This is a genomic window from Herbidospora yilanensis (assembly GCF_001570565.1).
Lineage (GTDB): Bacteria > Actinomycetota > Actinomycetes > Streptosporangiales > Streptosporangiaceae > Herbidospora > Herbidospora yilanensis.
In genome coordinates this window covers 46,155-64,119 of record NZ_BBXE01000028.1, presented here as the reverse complement: position 1 = coordinate 64,119, position 17,965 = coordinate 46,155, and the positions used below count along the sequence as shown (strand labels likewise).

The following is a 17,965-nucleotide window of genomic DNA, read 5'->3' as shown; positions in this document are numbered from 1 at the left end:
ACGGTGCTGACCATGCGCCGGGTCGACGCCTACCACGCGCTGACCGTCGTGGCGCCGGGCATCGCCGACCGGTTCCGGCCCGGCCACTTCGTCACCGTCGCCGTGGGCGGGCCGCGCACCTCCACCCTCACCCGCCGGGCCTTCGCCGTCCACGACGTGAAGCCCGACTACGGCGGCACCGTCGAGCTGGTCTTCACCGTGCGCGGCGCGGGCACCGCCTGGCTGGCCGACCGGCGGGCCCGTGATCCGCTGGATCTCATCGGCCCGCTGGGGCGGCCCTTCCCGCTGCCGCGCGACCCCGCCACCTGCCTGCTGGTCGGCTCGGAGTACGGCGCCGCCGCGCTGTTCGCCCTGGCCGACGCGCTGCAGCAGCGCAACTGCCGGGTCGACTTCGTGCTCGGGGCGGCCTCCTCCGACCGCGTCTTCGGGGCTCTGCGCGCCCGCCGCATGGCCGAGACGGCCACCCTCACGACCCGCGACGGCTCCCTCGGCGTACGCGGGTCGGTGGTCGACGTGCTGCCCGGGGTGATCGCCGACACGCACGCCGACGTCGTCTACGCCTGCGGGCCGATGGCGACGCTCGGCGGCGTGACCGCCGTGTGCGCCGAGTTCGACATCCCCGTGCAGGTGAGCGTCGAGGAGCTGATGGCGTGCGGGATCGGGCTCTGCATGACCTGTACCGTTCCCGTGATCGGCGACGACGGCGTCACCCGCATGACCAGGGCGTGCGTCGACGGGCCGGTCTTCCGGGGCGAGCGGGTGCGGTTCGACGACGTCGGCACGATCCCGTTCGACGCCCACGGGGCGCCGGGAGGCGACCGTGCCCGCTGACATGCGCACCTACCTGGCGCACGTCGAGCTGCCCAACCCGATCCTGACCGCCTCCGGCTGCGCCGGGACCGGCCGCGAGCTGGCCCCCTTCGCCGACGTGACCCGCCTGGGGGCCCTGACGACCCGTACGATCACGATGGCGCCCCGGGCGGGCCGTCCCACCCCCCGCATGGCCGAGACGCCCTCAGGGCTTCTGAACGCCGTCGGGCTCCAGGGGCCGGGGGTCGACGTCTTCCTGGACCGCGAGCTGCCCTGGCTGGCCGAGCGCGGCGCCCGGACCGTCGTGTCGATCGGCGGCGGCAGCGTCGCCGAGTTCTCGGCGCTGGCCCGCAAGCTCACCGACGCCCCCGGCGTGACCGCGCTGGAGGTCAACCTGTCGTGCCCCAACGTCGAGGACCGGGGCCGCGTCTTCGCCCGCGACCCCTCGGCCGCCGGCGAGGTCGTCTCGGCCGTCCGGACCGCCGCCCGCTACGACCTGCCCGTGATCGCCAAGCTCACGCCCGACGTGGCCGACGTGGTGGCCATCGCCAAGGCGTGCGTCGACGGCGGCGCCGAGGCCCTCTCGATGATCAACAATCCGGTCGGCATGGCCATCGACGTCGACCGCATGCGCCCCGCCCTGGCCGCCGGCACCGGCGGGTTGTCGGGCCCCGCGATCCGGCCGCTGGCCGTCAAGTGCGTCTGGCAGGTGCACGCCGCCCTGCCCGGCACCCCCGTCATCGGCATGGGCGGCGTCACGAGCGGCCGCGACGCCCTTGAGCTGGTCCTGGCCGGAGCCTGCGCGGTCGCGGTGGGTACGGTCCTGTTCCACGACCCGTACGCCGGCCACCGCGTGCTCAGAGAGCTGGAGGAACTCCTCCAGGAGCGCGGGTTCGACCGGCTCGCCGACGCGGTGGGGCTGGCCCACCGCCCGTCCCACCGCACCGACCGTGAGGAGATTTCCCCGTGACGCCCGCACCCATCGCCGTCGCCCTGGACGCGCCCGACCTGGAGACCGCGGCCCGCTGGGCGAGCCTGGTGACCCCCCACGTCTCGACCGTCAAGGTCGGCCTGGAGCTCTACCTCCGCTACGGCCCCGACGTGATCGCCTCCGTGCGGGGCGCCAGCGGCGTGCAGGTCTTCCTCGACCTGAAGCTCCACGACATCCCGAACACCGTCGCCGGCGCCACCAAGGCCGTCGCCCGGCTCAAGCCCGCCTTCCTGACCGTCCACGCCTCCGGCGGCGCCGCGATGATCCGCGCGGCCGTCGAGGCGGCCCCTCAGACGCGCATCGCCGCCGTCACGGTGCTCACCTCGCTGTCAGAGGCCGACCTGGCCGCCATCGGCCTCCAGGGGCCGCCTCAGGACGCCGTACGCCGCCTCGCCGTCCTCGCCGTGGGCGCGGGGGCCCAGGCGCTCGTGTGCTCGCCCATGGAGGTCGCGGCCGTCCGGGCCGAGGTGGGGGAGGACATCACCCTCATCACCCCCGGAGTGCGCCCCGCGGGCGCCGCCTCACAGGACCAGGCGCGCGTCGCGACCCCCGAGAGAGCGCTTGCCGACGGCGCCGACCTCCTCGTGATCGGACGCCCGATCACCGGTTCGGCCGACCCCGGAGCGAGCGCCGCGGCCATCGCCGCGGCACTGAGGCGCACATCACTGTCCCGCCCCTGATGAGGCCGTTTTCATCGACGGACAGTTAAATGGCGATTACTGGGCGTAGTTTATTTGGATTTCTTTGCTAGAAACAGGTCTTGACGTTGCCGGAAGGGGCAAGGACCAGCTAATTTCCCCTCTCGTCCGAGTACATCGACAGAAATTCGAGGTGACCCGGCGTGGCTCTTCCTCCCCTGACCCCCGAGCAGCGCGCCGCAGCACTTGAGAAGGCTGCGAAGGCCCGCAAGGAGCGTGCTGAGGTCAAGAACCGCCTCAAGCATGGCGCGGTGTCTCTTGCCGAGGTGCTCAAGGATGGGCAGACCGACGACGTCATCGGCAAGATGAAGGTCTCGGCTCTGCTTGAGTCGCTCCCTGGCGTGGGCAAGGTCCGCGCCAAGCAGCTGATGGAACGTCTTGGTATCGCCGAATCCCGCCGCGTGCGCGGACTTGGCGCCAACCAGCGCGCTTCTCTGGAGCGCGAATTCGGTGGCGCGGAAAGCTGAGGCGTACGCTTTCGGCCATCCCCCGGGATGGCCGGGGATCGCGTGACACCAGAGGGGCATTGAGTTGACCACGACGTCCTGGTCCGACGGCGGCACGGCTCACGAGGCCGCGGAAACCGGAGGGGACGGGGCGCGATACGGTGACTCCATGCCTCTGACACGCCTGACGGTCCTGTCCGGGCCGTCCGGCGTCGGCAAGTCCACGGTCGTCGCCGAGCTCCGGCGGGCACACCCAGAGGTGTGGCTGTCGGTCTCGGTGACCACCCGGAAACCCCGCCCCGGGGAGACCCACGGGGTCGAATACTTCTTCGCCGACGACGCCGAGTTCGACCGGCTCGTCGCCGACGGAGACCTGCTGGAGTGGGCCGAGTTCGCCGGCAACCGCTACGGCACCCCCCGCGTCGCCGTCGAGGAACGCCTCGCCAAGGGTGAACCCACCCTCCTCGAGATCGACCTCCAGGGCGCACGCCAGGTCCGGGCCAGCATGCCCGAGGCCCTGCTCGTCTTCCTCGCCCCACCGACCTGGGAAGAGCTCGAACGCCGCCTGCGCGGACGCGGCACCGAACCACCCGACGTGATCGCCCGCCGCCTTGAGGCCGGGCGGGTCGAGATGGCGGCCGAGAAAGAATTCGACCTCACCCTTGTCAACACGTCGGTGCAAGAGGTATGTCGGCGGCTGATAGATTTGATGGCCGACGATCCGACTAGCTAGGGGACCCCTACTGTGACCACCAGCTCCGCCTACGCCGAGGGCATCACCAACCCGTCGATCGACTCGCTGCTCGACGTGGTCGACAGCAAGTACAGCCTGGTCATCATGGGCGCCAAGCGTGCGCGTCAGATCAACGCCTATTACTCCCAGCTCGGCGAGGGCCTGCTCGAATACGTCGGCCCGCTGGTCGAGACCCACGCCCAGGAGAAGCCGCTGTCGATCGCGCTGCGCGAGGTCTCCGAGGGCCTGCTGACGTCGGAGCCGATCGAAGGCGCTGTGTAGTACGCGCGTGTTTGATTGCGCGTGCTTCGCACGCGCGGCTCGGGCTGTGTATACGGCGCGTGCTCCGCACGCGCGGCTCGGGCGCTTTGAGCCCGTGTCTTCCCTCGTCGCTCCGGTTCGCTTCGCTCTCCTGCGCTCCTCGGTCCAGACACGGGCGCGCCCGAGCGGGCACCATACGAGCTGCGGTTTTTGATTGCCCTGGATGTTCTGTGTGGCCTGGGGGATGAACACTCTTGTTCACCTCCGGGCCTTTTCGTTTGGTCGTGTACGTCTGCTCTTGCCCGCAGTCGGTCGCTTGGTGGTGGGACGGGCATCTTCGGGTGCTTCGGCGTGCGCCAGGTGTACTTGGCCGAGATCTTGGTGACCGTGGCCGTAGGTGATTGATCACGAAGAAGACCTCCGGGCGGCTGGTGTCTCTGTCGAGTTCGCCGGTCAGGTGATGACCGCCGGAGTGCCTGCGGCCTTCTCGGCCAGGCACTTTGCCCGTTGGTGACCGGGGTTCCTTGTTCGGCGGCCTCAGGTGCTCTCTTCTTCGCCTCGGGCACTCTCCTGGCCTCGGGCACTCTCCTGGCCTCGGGCACTCTCCTGGCCTCGGGCACTCTCTCTGCCTCGGCCACTCTCTCTGCCTCAGCCACTCTCTCTGCCTCGGGCGCTCTCTTCTTCTTGGCGGCTCGCGCAACTCTTTGGCGGCTCGCGCAACTCTTTGGCGGCTCGCGCAACTCTTTGGCGGCTCGCGCGACTCTTTGGCGGGGGGCGCGACTTGGGTGAGGGGGCGGGGGAGGCTGGGGTGTCGGCTTGGTTGCCCGTCTGTTCGTTGCGGTGGGTTGTTGTGCGGTGGTTGGCGGAGACGGCGGTGGGGGCCGTGTGCGGCGGGTGGTGTCGGGTGGGCGGAGCCGTAACGGAATAGAAGAAGATTCTTGTTCGGGCTGTGCTCCCGGTGGGGTGCGCCGATTGGCGGGAGAGGGGTCGGTAGGGTTTCTCTGTGGCGAATCGGGTGGTGTTGGGGGTTTCCGCGGGGATCGCGGTCTATAAGGCGTGTGAACTTCTTCGGTTGTTTACCGAATCGGGGCATTCTGTCCGTGTTGTGCCTACGCGGGATGCTTTGCGGTTTGTGGGGGCGCCGACGTGGGCGGCGCTTTCCGGGAATCCCGTTTCCGCTGAGGTGTGGGATTCGGTGGAGGAGGTTCCGCATGTGCGGATCGGGCAGAGTGCCGATCTTCTCGTCGTGGCGCCGGCCACCGCGGACATTCTCGCCAAGGCGGCTCATGGGCTGGCCTCCGATCTGCTGACCAACACGTTGCTCACGGCGCGGTGTCCCGTCGTGTTCGCGCCCGCGATGCACACCGAGATGTGGGAGCACCCGGCCACCCAGGCCAACGTCGCGACCCTCCGGGCGCGGGGGGCCATCGTGATCGAGCCGGCCGTCGGGCGGCTGACCGGGGCCGACTCCGGGAAGGGGCGGTTGCCCGATCCCGCGGCGATCTTCCAGGTGTGCCGCGACGTGCTCGCCGGGGGCGCCGCCGATCTCGCGGGGCGGCGGGTGGTCGTCTCCGCGGGAGGGACGCGGGAGGCCATCGACCCCGTGCGGTTCATCGGGAACCGGTCGTCGGGGCTTCAGGGGTACGCGCTGGCCCGCGTCGCGGCCGCCCGGGGGGCCGCGGTCACGCTCGTGGCGGCCAACGTCTCGCTGCCCGACCCGGCGGGGGTGGACGTCGTCCGGGTCGAGTCGGCGCGGCAGCTTCGCGAGGCCGTGCTCGACGCCGTGGCCGACGCCGACGCGGTGGTCATGGCGGCGGCGGTGGCGGACTTCCGGCCGGTCGCCCCGAGTCGTACGAAGATCAAGAAAACCGGCGACGAGCCCGAGGCCATTCATCTCACCAAGAACCCCGACATCCTGGCGGAGCTCGGAGAGCGGCGCCGGGCGGGGGAGAAATCGCCCGCGGTGATCGTCGGGTTCGCGGCCGAGACGGACGACGTGCTGGCCAACGGGCAGGCCAAGCTCGCGCGGAAGGGTTGCGACCTGCTCGTCGTCAATCAGGTGGGGGAGAACCTCGCCTTCGGGACGCCCGACAACGCGGCGACCGTCCTGGTGGCGGGGGGAGACCCGGTCGAGATCCCGCGCGGGCCCAAAGACGACCTCGCCGGGGTCGTCTGGGATCTGATCGCCGCGAGGCTGGTGTAACCCGCCGGTTCGCGGGACAAAGAGGGAATGGGGCCCATAAAAGGCTCGTTTGGCCCTTGAAGGAGATGGCCATGCCCGTGTCCGCCGCGATCCGGGAACGCTGCCGCGCCCTGCTCCCGCCGGGCGAGGACCTGCGCTACGTCTTCCCGGCCCACGCCGAGGGCGCCGGCTATCTCGTCGTGGTGACCGACCGGTCGATCACGGTCCTGGCCACCAAGGTGTTCGGCCGGCACGAACCCGCGTCGGTGTGGGCGCGCCATCCTCGGCGCACCCGCCTCGGCCCGGTCGACTTCTCGCCCGGTCCGGTCATCGAGCTCGGCGGCGTGTCGTTCGAGGTCGCCGACGAGTACGTCGCCGTCGTCGGGGCGGCCGACGCCGAGGCGTTCGCGCCGGGGGACCTCCCGAGGGATCCGCTACCCGACTTGTAACGTGAGACGGTTTCGCGGGGGTGACGGTCGTCCGGCTACACTCAGCGAAGCCATTTAGCCGACAGCAGCCGCTGCATGAGGAGCCACGAGTTGTCCCGTCGCCTGTTCACCTCCGAGTCGGTCACCGAGGGCCACCCCGACAAGATCGCCGACCAGATCAGTGACGCGGTCCTCGACGCCATGCTCAAGGACGACCCCAAGAGCCGTGTCGCCGTCGAGACGATGATCACCACCGGCCAGGTCCACGTCGCCGGCGAGGTGACGACGGAGACCTACGTCGACATTCCCGGCGTCATCCGCGAGAAGATCCTCGAGATCGGCTACGACGCCTCCCACAAGGGATTCGACGGCGCCTCCTGCGGCGTCTCGGTCTCCATCGGCGCCCAGTCGCCCGACATCGCTCAGGGCGTCGACGACGCCATCGAGCACCGCGAGGAGCAGCAGGCCGACGACCTCGACCGCCAGGGCGCCGGCGACCAGGGCCTCATGTTCGGCTACGCCTGCCGCGAGACCCCCGAGCTGATGCCGCTGCCGATCACGCTCGCCCACCGCATGGCCCGCCGCCTGTCGGAGGTCCGCAAGAACGGCACCGTGCCCTACCTGCGCCCCGACGGCAAGACCCAGGTCACGATCGAGTACGACGGCGACAAGCCGGTCCGCCTCGACACGGTCGTCGTGTCGACCCAGCACGCTCCCGAGATCGACCTCAAGGAGATGCTGACCCCCGACATCCGCGAGCACGTCGTCGAGCCGGTCCTGGCCGACCTCGACATCGTGGTCGAGGGCTACCGCCTGCTGGTCAACCCGACCGGCCGCTTCGAGATCGGCGGCCCCATGGGCGACGCCGGCCTCACCGGCCGCAAGATCATCGTCGACACCTACGGCGGCATGGCCCGCCACGGCGGCGGCGCCTTCTCGGGCAAGGACCCGTCGAAGGTCGACCGCTCGGCCGCCTACGCCATGCGCTGGGTCGCCAAGAACATCGTCGCGGCCGGCCTCGCCGACCGCGCCGAGGTCCAGGTCGCCTACGCCATCGGCAAGGCCCAGCCCGTCGGTGTGTTCGTCGAGACCTTCGGCACCGAGACCGTCGAGATCGCCGCCATCCAGGCCGCCGTGCTCCAGGTGTTCGACCTGCGTCCGGCCGCGATCATCCGCGACCTCGACCTGCTCCGCCCGATCTACTCCGAGACCGCCGCCTACGGCCACTTCGGCCGCGACGGCTTCTCCTGGGAGTCGACCGACCGCGCCGGCGCGCTGCGCGCCGCCGCCGGTCTGTAGTCTTCCCGGATCCCCGGGCTCCGGCCCGGGGATCTTTTGGTTGCTGCTAGGACTTGGGCCTTGTGAGCGAGGGTTCGCAGGAGGCGCTGATCGCGCTTCCCTCCGACGCGACCTCCCCGGGAGCCCGAGGGAGGGCCGCAGGCGCGCCCTCACCGGCTGACTCCTCTCCGGTCGCGCGTGTCGTGGTCGACAACCCGCTGCCCCACCTCGACCGGCCCTTCGACTATCTCGTGCCCGCCTCGCTCGACGAGGCCGCCCGGCCCGGGGTGCGGGTGCGGGTGCGGTTCGCGGGCAAGCTGACCGACGCCTTCCTACTGGAACGGGTGGAGTCCAGCGAGCATCAGGGGGCGCTCCTCTTCCTCGACCGGGTGATCTCGCCGGAGCGGGTGCTGACGCCGGAGATCGCCGCTCTGGCGCGGGGCGTGGCCGATCGGTATGCGGGGACGTTGTCCGATGTGCTGCGGCTGGCGATCCCGCCCCGGCACGCGCGGGCTGAGGCGGGGCGCGAGTCGGCGGCCTCGGGCGGGCGGCGTGAGGCCGGGGTGACCGTGCGGCTGGGGGCCGGCGACGCCGCCTCCGGCGGGAAGGCCTTGCCTGGTGCGGGTCCTGAGATTTCGGTTGGCGCGGCCGCATCGGGGCCTATGGCGGGTGATGCGGTTTCCGGGGGCTTGGACGCCGGGGCCGTGTCAGGGCCGGGCGCGGACGCCGAGATGCCGGGCGGAGCGGGGGATGTAAGTCGCGAGATTTCTGGTGAAGGGAGTGTTCCCTCGCCGCGCGCCACCCCCGTGAATCGCGAGATCTCGGTTGCCCTCCCCGCCCAGACCGATCACCTGATTTCGGGACGGGTGCGGGAGTCGAGTGACTACTGGGGCGCCTATCCCGCCGGGCTCTCCTTCCTCGCCGGGCTCCGGGAGGGGCGGCCGGTGCGGGCCGTCTGGACCGCGCTGCCCGGTGGGCCGCCGACCTGGCCCGGAGCGGTCGCCGAAGCCGTTCGGCAGACCGTCGCCGCCGGGCGGGGGGTCGTCGTGGTGGTCCCCGACGGGAAGGACGTCGCGCTCGTCGGCGCCGCGCTCGACGACACGCCCCACGTCGCCATCACCGCTGATCTGGGGCCCGCCGAGCGTTATCGGCGGTGGCTCAGGGTGCTGCGGGGCGAGGTCGCGGTCGCCGTGGGGAACCGGGCGACGGCGTTCGCGCCCGTACGGGACCTGGGGCTCGCGGTGCTCTGGGACGACGGGGACGACCTGCACTCCGAGCGGCTGGCGCCCTACCCGCACGCCCGGGAGGTGCTGGCCACCCGGGTTCACGCGGCGGGTGCGGCGATGCTGATCGGGGGGTACGCGCGTACCGCCGAAGGGACACGGCTCATCGCCACCGGGTGGGCGAGGCCGCTGGCCGCCGCCCGTGACGAGGTCAGGCGGTGGGCGCCACGGGTCAGGCCGGCCGGTGACGACGCCGAGCTCGGGCGCGACCAGGCCGCGAAGGCCGCCCGGCTGCCCAGCGTCGCGTGGCGGGCGCTCAAGGCGGGGCTGGAGCGGGGGCCGGTGCTCGTCCAGGTGCCGAGGCGCGGATATCTCCCGGCGTTGAATTGTCAGGACTGCCGGACCCGGGCGCGGTGCACGAACTGCTCCGGGCCGCTGGCGCTGACGAACGGGCACGCGGCGCCCTACTGCCGCTGGTGTGGCCGGATCGCCGGAGACTGGCGCTGCCACAACTGCGGGTCCCCGCGCCTGCGAGCGGCCGTCGTGGGGGCGCGCAGGACGGCCGAAGAGCTGGGACGGGCGTTTCCGTCGACCAGGGTCACGACGTCGGGGCGGGACGGGGTGCTCGCCTCGGTGCCCGGTTCGGCGGCGCTCGTGGTGGCCACGCCGGGGGCCGAACCCGTGGCAGAGGGCGGCTACGCGGCGGCGGCGCTGCTCGACGGGTGGGCGATGCTGAGCAGGCCCGACCTCCGGGCCGCCGAGGAGGCGCTCCGGAGGTGGCTGAACGCCGCGGCGCTGGTCCGGCCGGGTGGTGAGGTCGTCGTGCTCACCGACGGGCAGGCGCCGGTCACCCAGGCGCTCGTCCGGTGGGATCCGGTCACGCACGCCGAACGGGAGCTCCGCGACCGCGCCGAGCTCGGGTTCCCGCCCGTCACCCACGTCGCCACGCTCACCGGGTCGCCGGCCGCGATCAGGGAGATGCTCGGCGTCACCGCGCTCCCGGAGGGCGTGGAGGTGCTGGGGCCGGTGCCGGTCGGACGTGCCGGCGAGGAGCGGGCGGTCCTGCGGGCGCCCAAGTCCAAGGGGGCCGAGCTGGCCAGGGTCCTCAAGGGCGCCGCCGGGGTCAGGTCCGCGCGCAAGGCCGCCGAGGTGGTCCGGGTGGACATCGACCCGCTGGACCTGTTGTGACGGACGGATCCAGGAGGCGGGTCTCCGAGGTGGTCAGGGTGGGGATCGGGGTGGTTGAACTGCTGTGACCTGATCTAGGGGCGAGGGCGTCGATTCGCGATGCGGTCAGTAACCCGTTAGCGTCTCCCTGTGTCGATCGAATGGGTGAACCGGGCCATCGACGGCCTGCGTGTCTGGGGGCACGAGAACGGCGTCACTCCCGATGCCGATGAGGTCAGGCTGCTGTGCGACTACGCCAGTGACTACCTGGAGGTCGCCGCGCCGGGGGATTTCCGGCCCGCCACTTTCGAGGAACTGCTGCTGGAGATCTATCCCCGCAAGGTGATCACCCCGCCCGACAGCGCGCCGGGAACCGTCGCGGCCGCCCACTCGCTCGTCGACTTCCTGGCCGCCACCGGTGAGGTCGACGGCCCGACCGCCGCCGAGATGCGGGCCACGCTCGACCGGGTGGGGCCGCTGATGCCGGCCGCGCTGGCCGACTCGTCCAAGTTCGGCATGGCCAAGAGCATCTTCAGTGTCATCGGCGCCGACACCTTCGAGCTCATCGAGCCGGGTGTCGACGACGCCGCGCCGCGGCTCGGGCAGGGGCGCAGCCTCACCCTCGACGAAGACTGCGACTGCCCCGGCTGCGCGCCGCTGCCGCCCGTGCGGCTGGCCGCGCCGGGTGAGGTCGCCACGATGGTGCGCGAGGTGCCGCTGCTGCGCGACGCCCACACCGTCGTGGCCTGGATGGTCGGGAACGGCGCGACCGCGACCACCCGCAAGGCCCTCAGGGTCAAAGACGCCAGAGAGCTCGCGGGCCAGGGGGTGGCCCGGCCGTCGGTCGCCTGGGGGCTGGCGCTGGAGCTCGGGCTCGCCGAGCTCGACGGCGTCCGGGTCAGCGCCGAGGCGGGGTTCCGCGCCCTTGAGGAGCGGGCCGACGAAGACGTGCTCGACCTCTGGGTGGGGCTGGTCGAGTTCCTGGGCGAAGACCGCGGCGAGGTCACCGGGTCGGCGGTGGTCGACAAGGAGGTCTACGCCATCCACGACCTGCTCTACCGGCTCCAGGTCCCGGTCCCGGTCGAGGCCGTGGGCGACTACCTCAGCGAGGTGGCCGACGACGGGCCGGTCGGCGACCTGACCGAGGCCCTCGAAGGGCTCGTCGCCGCGGGCACCGTCGCCATAACCGACGAGGGTCTCGTGCTGACCCCTCACGGCATGTGGGGGATCCGCGAGATGTACGCCGAGCTCGGCCTCGACGCGCCCATCGCGCCCGACCTGGCCGAGGGCGACGCGAGCGGGCTCATCGCGGGGTTGTTGTCCGACGGCGTCACCCCCGAGGCGGCCGAGCCCGACATCGTCCGGTGGCTGGGCGCCCGGTCGCCCGCCGAGGCCGCCGGGGAGCTGCTCGAAGCGGTCGTCGGGGCGCCGGCCGAGGTGCGCGGGGTGGCCGTCACGATCGTCGACCGGCTGGGGTTCGAGGCCGAGCCCGCCGTCCGGCGCTACCTGTCCGACCCGGAGCTGCGGCCCCATGTCATCCACTGGTTGTCGGCCCGCCGGCTGGGCGCGCCGCCGCTGACCGAAGACGAGATGCTCTGGGTCAGCGTCGACATGCTCGCCCTGGCGATCCCGGCGGCCGAGGCCGACCCCGAGTCGTTCGCCGAGAACATGGCCGCCTCCGGGCCGTCGCCCGAGGTGATCGAGGACATGTGGAAGGTGGAGCACCCCGACGTCGTGCAGGTGCTCGAACTGCTCGGCCACACCCTGCCCGACCGGAACGCCGCCAAGGCCGCCAGGAAGGCCGCCTTCAAGGCTCGTTCGCGGGGTATCAGGTAACCAGTGTGGAGTAAGTTGCAGGAATGCCAGGTTCAGCGATCCTCGACAGCGACGTGCTCACCTTCCCGCCGGTCGAGCTGGCGCTCGACGACGAGCTCGCCGCTCAGGTGCGGGCGGTCCCCCTGGTACGCGACGCGGCCCGCCTCGCCGCCTGGACCGGCACCCGCCCCGTCGCCGACGATCACACCCTCCGGCCGGGTGACGCCGCCCAGGTCGTCCACGACCTCGGCCTGAAGGCCGACCGCCTGCGGCTGTTGTGGATCGTGGCGGTCAACGGCCGCCTCATCGAGATCACCCCCGAGGGCGCCCGGCCGGGGCCCGGGGTGCGCGACACGATGGAGTTCTGGGACGGCGTCGTCATGGACGTGCTCGACCGGACCGACGAGCAGGGGCTGACCGGCTCGGCCGTCGTCGACGAGCACCTGACCGAGATCCTGGCCACGATGTACTCGGTGCGCGAGGGCATGGCGGTGCCGCTGCTCACGACCGGGATCCTCCAGGCCCACGAAGTCGGCTGCGAGGCCGGGCTCCAGGAGCTGCGGCGGCTGCGCCTGGCCCTGCCGGCCGAGCTGGCCGCGGCGATGGAGCTGCTGGCCTACTGCGGGCTGATCGAGTCCGCGGGGGCCGACTCGGTGCGGCTCACCCCGATCGGCGTGTGGGCGGTCCGCCGCGACCTGCTGCGCGAAGGCCACGACGCCCCCTCGCTGAGCGAGATCGAGGGCCTGGCCCTGCTGACCGCCGGCGAGCTCATCGACGCGCTGATCGCCGGGAAGGCGTCGGCGAGCGCGGCCAGCCTGTGGCTGGAGCGGCGGGCCCCCGAAGAGGCGGCCCGCGACCTGATCAAGATCGCCGCGACCGGCAACGCCGCCCAGCGCGGCACCGCCGGCACCATCCTCGAAGAGCTCGGCCCGGAGGCCGCCCCGGCCGTGCGGGAGGCGCTCGACGAGCCGCTGATGTGGCGCTACGCCGCCGCCTGGCTGGGCGTGCGCGACTTCGACGCCCCGGCCCTCGGCGAGGCCGACGGCGCCTGGGTGGCCGTCGACACCCTGGCCGCCCTGCTCTACCTGGGCGCCCCGGCCAAGGGCGGCGACCTCGACGTGCTCGGCGACGACCTGCTCAGCCTGGTGCCCATCATGGGCGCGGCCGACCATCCCGACGCGCTGGCCGTGCTCGAACTGCTCGGCAAGAACCATCCCGACGTCGTGGTCGCCAAGGCCGCCCGCAAGGCGGCGATGAAGACCCGGTCGCGCTGAGAGCGCCCTTAAACTGGGCTGATCCCTAGTCCAAGGAGCCTTCTGGTGGCAGTTCAGCCGATCCGCCTGTTCGGCGACCCCGTGTTGCGCACTCCGGCGGAGCCGGTGAAGACCTTCGACAAGGAACTGCGCAAGCTCGTCAAAGACCTGACCGACACGATGATGGACGCCCCGGGCGCCGGCCTCGCCGCCCCGCAGATCGGCGTCGGGCTCCGCGTCTTCACCTACAACATCGACGACGTGGTCGGCCATCTGGTGAACCCGGTCCTCGACCTTGGTGACGAGTGCGACGAGGAGGGCGAGGAGGGCTGCCTGTCCTTCCCCGGCCTGGCCTTCCCGACGCCGCGCGCGATCCGCGCGGTCGCCAGGGGCTTCAACATGCACGGCGACCCGGTCACGATCGAGGGCACCGACCTGATGGCCCGCTGCCTGCAGCACGAGACCGACCACCTCGACGGCATCCTGTTCGTCGACCGCATGGACGCCAAGCAGCGCAAGCTCGCGATGAAGGCGGTCCGCGAGGCCGAGTGGAGTGGCCTGTCGGCCCCGGTCGTGAAGTTCTCGCCGCACGCCACGTTCGGGAGGGCGATCTAGTGCGTCTCGTCTTCGCGGGCACCCCCGAGACCGCGCTCCCGTCGCTGCGGGCACTGCTGGCCTCCCGTCACGAGGTGGCGGCCGTGGTGACCCGGCCCGACGCCCAGTCGGGGCGCGGCCGCAGGCTCCATCCCAGCCCGGTCGCCGAGCTCGCCGCCGAGGCGGGCGTCGAGGTGCTGAAGCCCGCGAAGGCCGGCGACCCGGTGTTCCTCGACCGGCTGCGGGAGATCGCGCCCGACTGCTGCCCGGTGGTCGCCTACGGCGCGCTGCTGCCGCAGGCGGCGCTCGACATCCCGGTCCACGGCTGGGTCAACCTGCACTTCTCGCTGCTGCCGGCCTGGCGCGGCGCGGCCCCCGTCCAGCACGCCGTGCTCCACGGCGACGAGATCACCGGCGCGGCCACGTTCCGGATCGTCAAGGAGCTCGACGCCGGTCCGGTGTTCGGGGTGGTGACCGAGGAGATACGGCCGTCCGACAGCAGCGGCGAGCTGCTGGCGCGGCTGGCCGAGTCGGGCGCCGGCCTGCTGGCCGCCACGATCGACGGCATCGAAGACGGCACCCTCGAAGCGCGCCCGCAGCCCGCCGAGGGGGTCAGCCTGGCTCCCAAGATCCAGGTCGACGACGCCCGGGTCGACTGGACCGCCCCGGCCCTCCGGGTCGACCGGCTCGTCCGGGCCTGCACGCCCAATCCCGGCGCCTGGACCGAGTTCCGCGGCCACCGGCTCAAACTGGGCCCGGTCACCCCGGCCCCCGACGCCGAGAAGCTGGCGCCGGGAGAGATCCGCGTCCAGAAGAACCGGGTCTGGGCCGGCACGGCCAGCCACCCCGTTCTGCTCGGCGAGGTGAAGGCCGAGGGGAAGAAGCCCATGACGGCGGGCGATTGGGCCCGCGGTGCCCGAATCGGGGAAGGCGACCACCTGGGCTGAGCTACCCTGGATGATCGCTCGCCACCACCAACCAAAGGCAACCGCCAGATGACGAACCGGGGCAACAACCCCTCAGGACGGGCCCGCTCCACCGGTCGGCGCGGCGGCCCTCCGAGGCCCCCCAAGCCCGTCCGTGACGAGGCAAGAAACGCGGCGTACGACCTGATGAGGGCCGTCGACGAGCGCGACGCCTACGCCAACCTGCTGCTGCCGCAGATGTTGCGGCAGCGTGACATCACCGGCCGCGACGCCGCCCTCGCGACCGAGCTGGCCTACGGCACCCTGCGGGGTCTGGGCACCTACGACGAGGTGATCGCCGCCTGCAGCGACCGCCCGCCGGAGGAGATCGACCCGCCGCTCCTCGACGCCATGCGGCTGGGCGTCCACCAGCTCCTGCGCACCCGCATCCCGGCCCACGCCGCCGTCTCGGCCACGATCGACCTGGTCCGGCTGCGGGTCGGCCAGGGGCCGTCGCGGTTCGCCAACGCGATCCTGCGCAAGGTCAGCCAGCGTTCGCTCGACGAGTGGCTGAAGGCGGTCGCGCCGCCGGTCGAAGACGACCCGATCGGCCATCTGGCCGTCACCTACAGCCACCCGAAGTGGATCGTCACCGCCCTGCGCGACGCCGTCGGCGGCTCGATCGACGAGACCGCCAAGGTCCTGGAGGCCGACAACGAGCGGCCCCGGGTGGCCCTGGTGGCCCGGCCGGGCCGCGCGACCATCGACGAGCTCGTCGACGCCGGCGCCGAGCCCGCCCCCTACTCGCCCTACGGCGCCTACCTGACCGAGGGCGACCCCGGCCAGCTCAAGGCGGTCGGCGAGCAGCGCGCGGCGGTGCAGGACGAGGCCAGCCAGCTCGTCGCCCTGGCCCTGACCCGGGTGCCGCTCGACGACCGCGACGGGACCTGGCTCGACATGTGCGCGGGCCCCGGCGGCAAGGCGGGCCTGCTCGACGCGATCGCGACGCAGACCGGCGCGCGGCTGCTCGCGGGCGACTCGCAGGAACACCGCGCCCGGCTGGCCTGGCAGGCGACCAAGGAGGCCACCGTCGTGGTGGCCGACGGCACCAACCCGCCCTGGCGGGAGGGTGTGTTCGACCGCGTTCTGCTCGACGCGCCGTGCACCGGCCTGGGGGCGCTGCGGCGCCGTCCGGAGGCCCGGTGGCGGCGTGACCAGCGCGGCATCCCCGAGCTCACCGCGCTGCAGCGCACGCTGCTGCGGTCGGCGCTGAGGGCGGTCCGGCCGGGCGGCGTGGTCGCCTACGTGACCTGCTCGCCCCACATCGCCGAGACCCGGGCCGTCGTGGGCGACATGGCCGACCTGGCCGAGACGCTCGACGCCCGCGCCTACCTGCCCGAGGTCCCGGGGCTCGGCGACGGCCCCTACGCCCAGTTCTGGCCGCACCGCCACGGCACCGACGCCATGTTCCTGGCGCTGCTCAGACGTCGCGACGCCTGAACAACACGAACGCGACCAGGAGCACCAGGGCCGTGTAACCCGCGAAGACGCCGAACCCCTGCCACGGCGGCAGGGTGACCGGCGTCTCGCGGGTGGTCAGGATCGCGCTCCCGGCCGCCGGGGGCAGGAACTTCTGGACGGTACGCCCCCAGTCCTCCGGCAGGAACACCCCGAAGATCGGCGCCACGAACAGCACCCCGAGCACCGACGTGATCGCCCCGGCGGTGTGCCGCACGATCGCCCCCGCGCCGAGCGAGATCAGCGCGATCAGCGTGAGGTAGAGCCCGCCGCCGGTGACCGCGCGCAGCACCTCGGGGTCGCCGATCCCGACGCCGAGCCGCCGCATCGAGAAGATCGCCTGCGAGGCGAAGAACGCCGCGAACGACGAGATCAGCCCCACGGCCAGCGCGATCACGGCCAGCACGACGGCCTTGGCGGCCAGCAGGCGCGAGCGGCGCGGCACGGCGGAGAGCGAGGTCCGCATGAGCCCCGACGAGAACTCGGTCGAGACCGCCAGCACCCCGAGCACGCCCAGGGTGATCACCCCGAAGTTCAGCCCGGCCAGCCCGTAGGCGACCGGGTCGAAGGCCAGCCGGGCCCGGAAGCCGAGCCGGTCGTAGGACAACGTGTACGCCAGCGCCAGCAGCGACGACAGCCCCACGGTCACCACGACGGTGGAGAACATGGTCCACAACGTCGACCGCACGGTCCAGATCTTGATCCACTCCCCGGCCACGGCTCCCGCGAAGGTGGCCTTCCGGAGGACCATCAACCGCCCCCGTGGAACTCGACGCTGTCGGCCGTCAGGCGCATGAACGCCTCCTCCAGCGACGGATGGACGGGCGACAGCTCGTGGATGCGGATCCCGTGCCGGTAGGCGAGGTCGCCGACGTCGGCGGGCGTCGCCCCGTACACCAGGAGGGCCTCTTCGGCGGTGCGGGCCCGCCAGTTCTCGGCGGCGACGGCCCGGCCGAGGGCGGCCAGGTCGGGGGAGCGGACCCGCACGTGGCTGGCGGGGATGAAGTCGGCCATCGGGGTGTCGGCCAGGATCCGGCCCCGGCCGATCACGATCAGGTGCCCGGCCGTGAGCGCCATCTCCGACATCAGGTGGCTGGAGACGAACACGGTGCGTCCCTCGGCGGCCAGCGACTGCATCAGCCGCCGGATCCACAGGATGCCCTCGGGGTCGAGCCCGTTGACCGGCTCGTCGAACATCAGGATCGCGGGGTCGCCCAGCAGGGCGGCGGCGATGCCGAGCCGCTGGCCCATGCCCAGCGAGTAGCCCCTGGCGCGTTTGGCGGCGACGTCGTGGAGGCCGACGATGTCGAGCACCTCGCGGACGCGGCGGTTGGGGATGCCGTTGGTGCGGGCCAGGAACCGCAGGTGGTTGTAGGCCGACCGCCCGCCGTGCCAGGCCTTGGCCTCCAGCAGCGCGCCGACCTCGCGCAGCGGCGCGGGCAGGTCGCGGTAGAGGCGCCCGTTGACGGTGACCGAGCCGGAGGTCGCCCGGTCGAGACCGAGGATGAGCCGCATCGCGGTCGACTTGCCCGCCCCGTTCGGGCCGAGGAAGCCCGTCACCACACCCGGCCGCACCGTGAAGTCGGCGTGGTCTACGGCGGTCTTGCCGCCGTAGACCTTGGTCAGGCCGGATGCGCTGATCATGGTTCGAGGCTAGTTCGCG

Annotated in this window: 17 protein-coding genes; 15 read left to right on the top strand and 2 right to left on the bottom strand. The window is 72.3% G+C overall.

Annotated features, from left to right (window positions below; all coding sequences use genetic code 11):
* Positions 1 to 12: 12 nt before the first annotated feature.
* The 15 genes from AW273_RS22430 to AW273_RS22360 all read left to right on the top strand — a co-directional run bounded on the left by AW273_RS22430 (position 13) and on the right by AW273_RS22360 (position 16,284).
* Positions 13 to 831, top strand: a complete 819-nt coding sequence (locus tag AW273_RS22430) for a dihydroorotate dehydrogenase electron transfer subunit (RefSeq protein WP_062351585.1) — start codon at positions 13 to 15, stop codon at positions 829 to 831.
* 1 nt (position 832) lies between these two features.
* Entirely contained in the window at positions 833 to 1,780 is a 948-nt protein-coding gene (locus AW273_RS22425) for a dihydroorotate dehydrogenase (protein ID WP_062351292.1), read from the top strand.
* The gene (gene pyrF / locus AW273_RS22420; protein WP_062351288.1) at positions 1,777 to 2,481 is read left to right on the top strand and encodes an orotidine-5'-phosphate decarboxylase; all 705 of its coding nucleotides are present in this window, start codon (positions 1,777 to 1,779) and stop codon (positions 2,479 to 2,481) included. The genes AW273_RS22425 and pyrF overlap by 4 nt, the downstream gene beginning before the upstream one ends.
* 161 nt (positions 2,482 to 2,642) lie before the next feature.
* Positions 2,643 to 2,966, top strand: a complete 324-nt coding sequence (mihF, locus tag AW273_RS22415) for an integration host factor, actinobacterial type (RefSeq protein WP_030450375.1) — start codon at positions 2,643 to 2,645, stop codon at positions 2,964 to 2,966.
* A gap of 148 nt (positions 2,967 to 3,114) precedes the next feature.
* Complete coding sequence (gene gmk, locus AW273_RS22410) at positions 3,115 to 3,678, top strand: guanylate kinase (protein ID WP_062351285.1); 564 nt, start codon at positions 3,115 to 3,117, stop codon at positions 3,676 to 3,678.
* A 12-nt stretch (positions 3,679 to 3,690) separates the two neighbouring features.
* Positions 3,691 to 3,960: a DNA-directed RNA polymerase subunit omega gene (gene rpoZ, locus AW273_RS37385; RefSeq protein WP_030450373.1), complete on the top strand. Its 270-nt coding sequence runs from the start codon at positions 3,691 to 3,693 to the stop codon at positions 3,958 to 3,960.
* A gap of 982 nt (positions 3,961 to 4,942) precedes the next feature.
* The gene (gene coaBC, locus AW273_RS22400; RefSeq protein ID WP_062351282.1) at positions 4,943 to 6,142 is read left to right on the top strand and encodes a bifunctional phosphopantothenoylcysteine decarboxylase/phosphopantothenate--cysteine ligase CoaBC; all 1,200 of its coding nucleotides are present in this window, start codon (positions 4,943 to 4,945) and stop codon (positions 6,140 to 6,142) included.
* Positions 6,143 to 6,213: 71 nt separating this feature from the next.
* On the top strand, positions 6,214 to 6,570 hold the full coding sequence (locus tag AW273_RS22395) for a hypothetical protein (protein ID WP_062351279.1): 357 nt from the start codon (positions 6,214 to 6,216) through the stop codon (positions 6,568 to 6,570).
* Positions 6,571 to 6,660: 90 nt separating this feature from the next.
* The gene (gene metK, locus AW273_RS22390) at positions 6,661 to 7,848 is read left to right on the top strand and encodes a methionine adenosyltransferase (RefSeq protein WP_062351275.1); all 1,188 of its coding nucleotides are present in this window, start codon (positions 6,661 to 6,663) and stop codon (positions 7,846 to 7,848) included.
* Positions 7,849 to 7,910: 62 nt separating this feature from the next.
* Positions 7,911 to 10,238, top strand: a complete 2,328-nt coding sequence (locus tag AW273_RS38745) for a primosomal protein N' (RefSeq protein ID WP_232327544.1) — start codon at positions 7,911 to 7,913, stop codon at positions 10,236 to 10,238.
* Between the two features lie 129 nt (positions 10,239 to 10,367).
* Positions 10,368 to 12,053, top strand: coding sequence for a hypothetical protein (locus AW273_RS22380; protein WP_062351261.1), 1,686 nt, complete (start codon positions 10,368 to 10,370; stop codon positions 12,051 to 12,053).
* A gap of 23 nt (positions 12,054 to 12,076) precedes the next feature.
* A complete protein-coding gene (locus AW273_RS22375; RefSeq protein ID WP_157556041.1) occupies positions 12,077 to 13,306 on the top strand; it encodes a hypothetical protein in 1,230 nt (409 codons plus the stop codon).
* A gap of 45 nt (positions 13,307 to 13,351) precedes the next feature.
* Positions 13,352 to 13,900 carry a peptide deformylase gene (gene def / locus AW273_RS22370; RefSeq protein WP_062351258.1) on the top strand — a complete coding sequence of 183 codons (549 nt, stop codon included), beginning with the start codon at positions 13,352 to 13,354 and terminating at the stop codon, positions 13,898 to 13,900.
* Positions 13,900 to 14,826, top strand: coding sequence for a methionyl-tRNA formyltransferase (fmt, locus tag AW273_RS22365; RefSeq protein WP_062351255.1), 927 nt, complete (start codon positions 13,900 to 13,902; stop codon positions 14,824 to 14,826). Before def ends, fmt begins: the two co-directional genes overlap by 1 nt.
* Positions 14,827 to 14,874: 48 nt before the next feature.
* Complete coding sequence (locus AW273_RS22360; protein ID WP_062351251.1) at positions 14,875 to 16,284, top strand: RsmB/NOP family class I SAM-dependent RNA methyltransferase; 1,410 nt, start codon at positions 14,875 to 14,877, stop codon at positions 16,282 to 16,284.
* On the opposite strand, the gene AW273_RS22355 is transcribed toward AW273_RS22360, so the two are convergent.
* Together AW273_RS22355 and AW273_RS22350 are read right to left on the bottom strand one after the other, a co-directional pair.
* On the bottom strand, positions 16,265 to 17,053 hold the full coding sequence (locus tag AW273_RS22355) for an ABC-2 transporter permease (protein ID WP_062351248.1): 789 nt from the start codon (positions 17,051 to 17,053) through the stop codon (positions 16,265 to 16,267). The two genes, AW273_RS22360 and AW273_RS22355, sit on opposite strands and share 20 nt — an antisense overlap.
* On the bottom strand, positions 17,053 to 17,946 hold the full coding sequence (locus AW273_RS22350; protein WP_062351245.1) for an ATP-binding cassette domain-containing protein: 894 nt from the start codon (positions 17,944 to 17,946) through the stop codon (positions 17,053 to 17,055). Before AW273_RS22350 ends, AW273_RS22355 begins: the two co-directional genes overlap by 1 nt.
* Positions 17,947 to 17,965 lie beyond the last annotated feature (19 nt).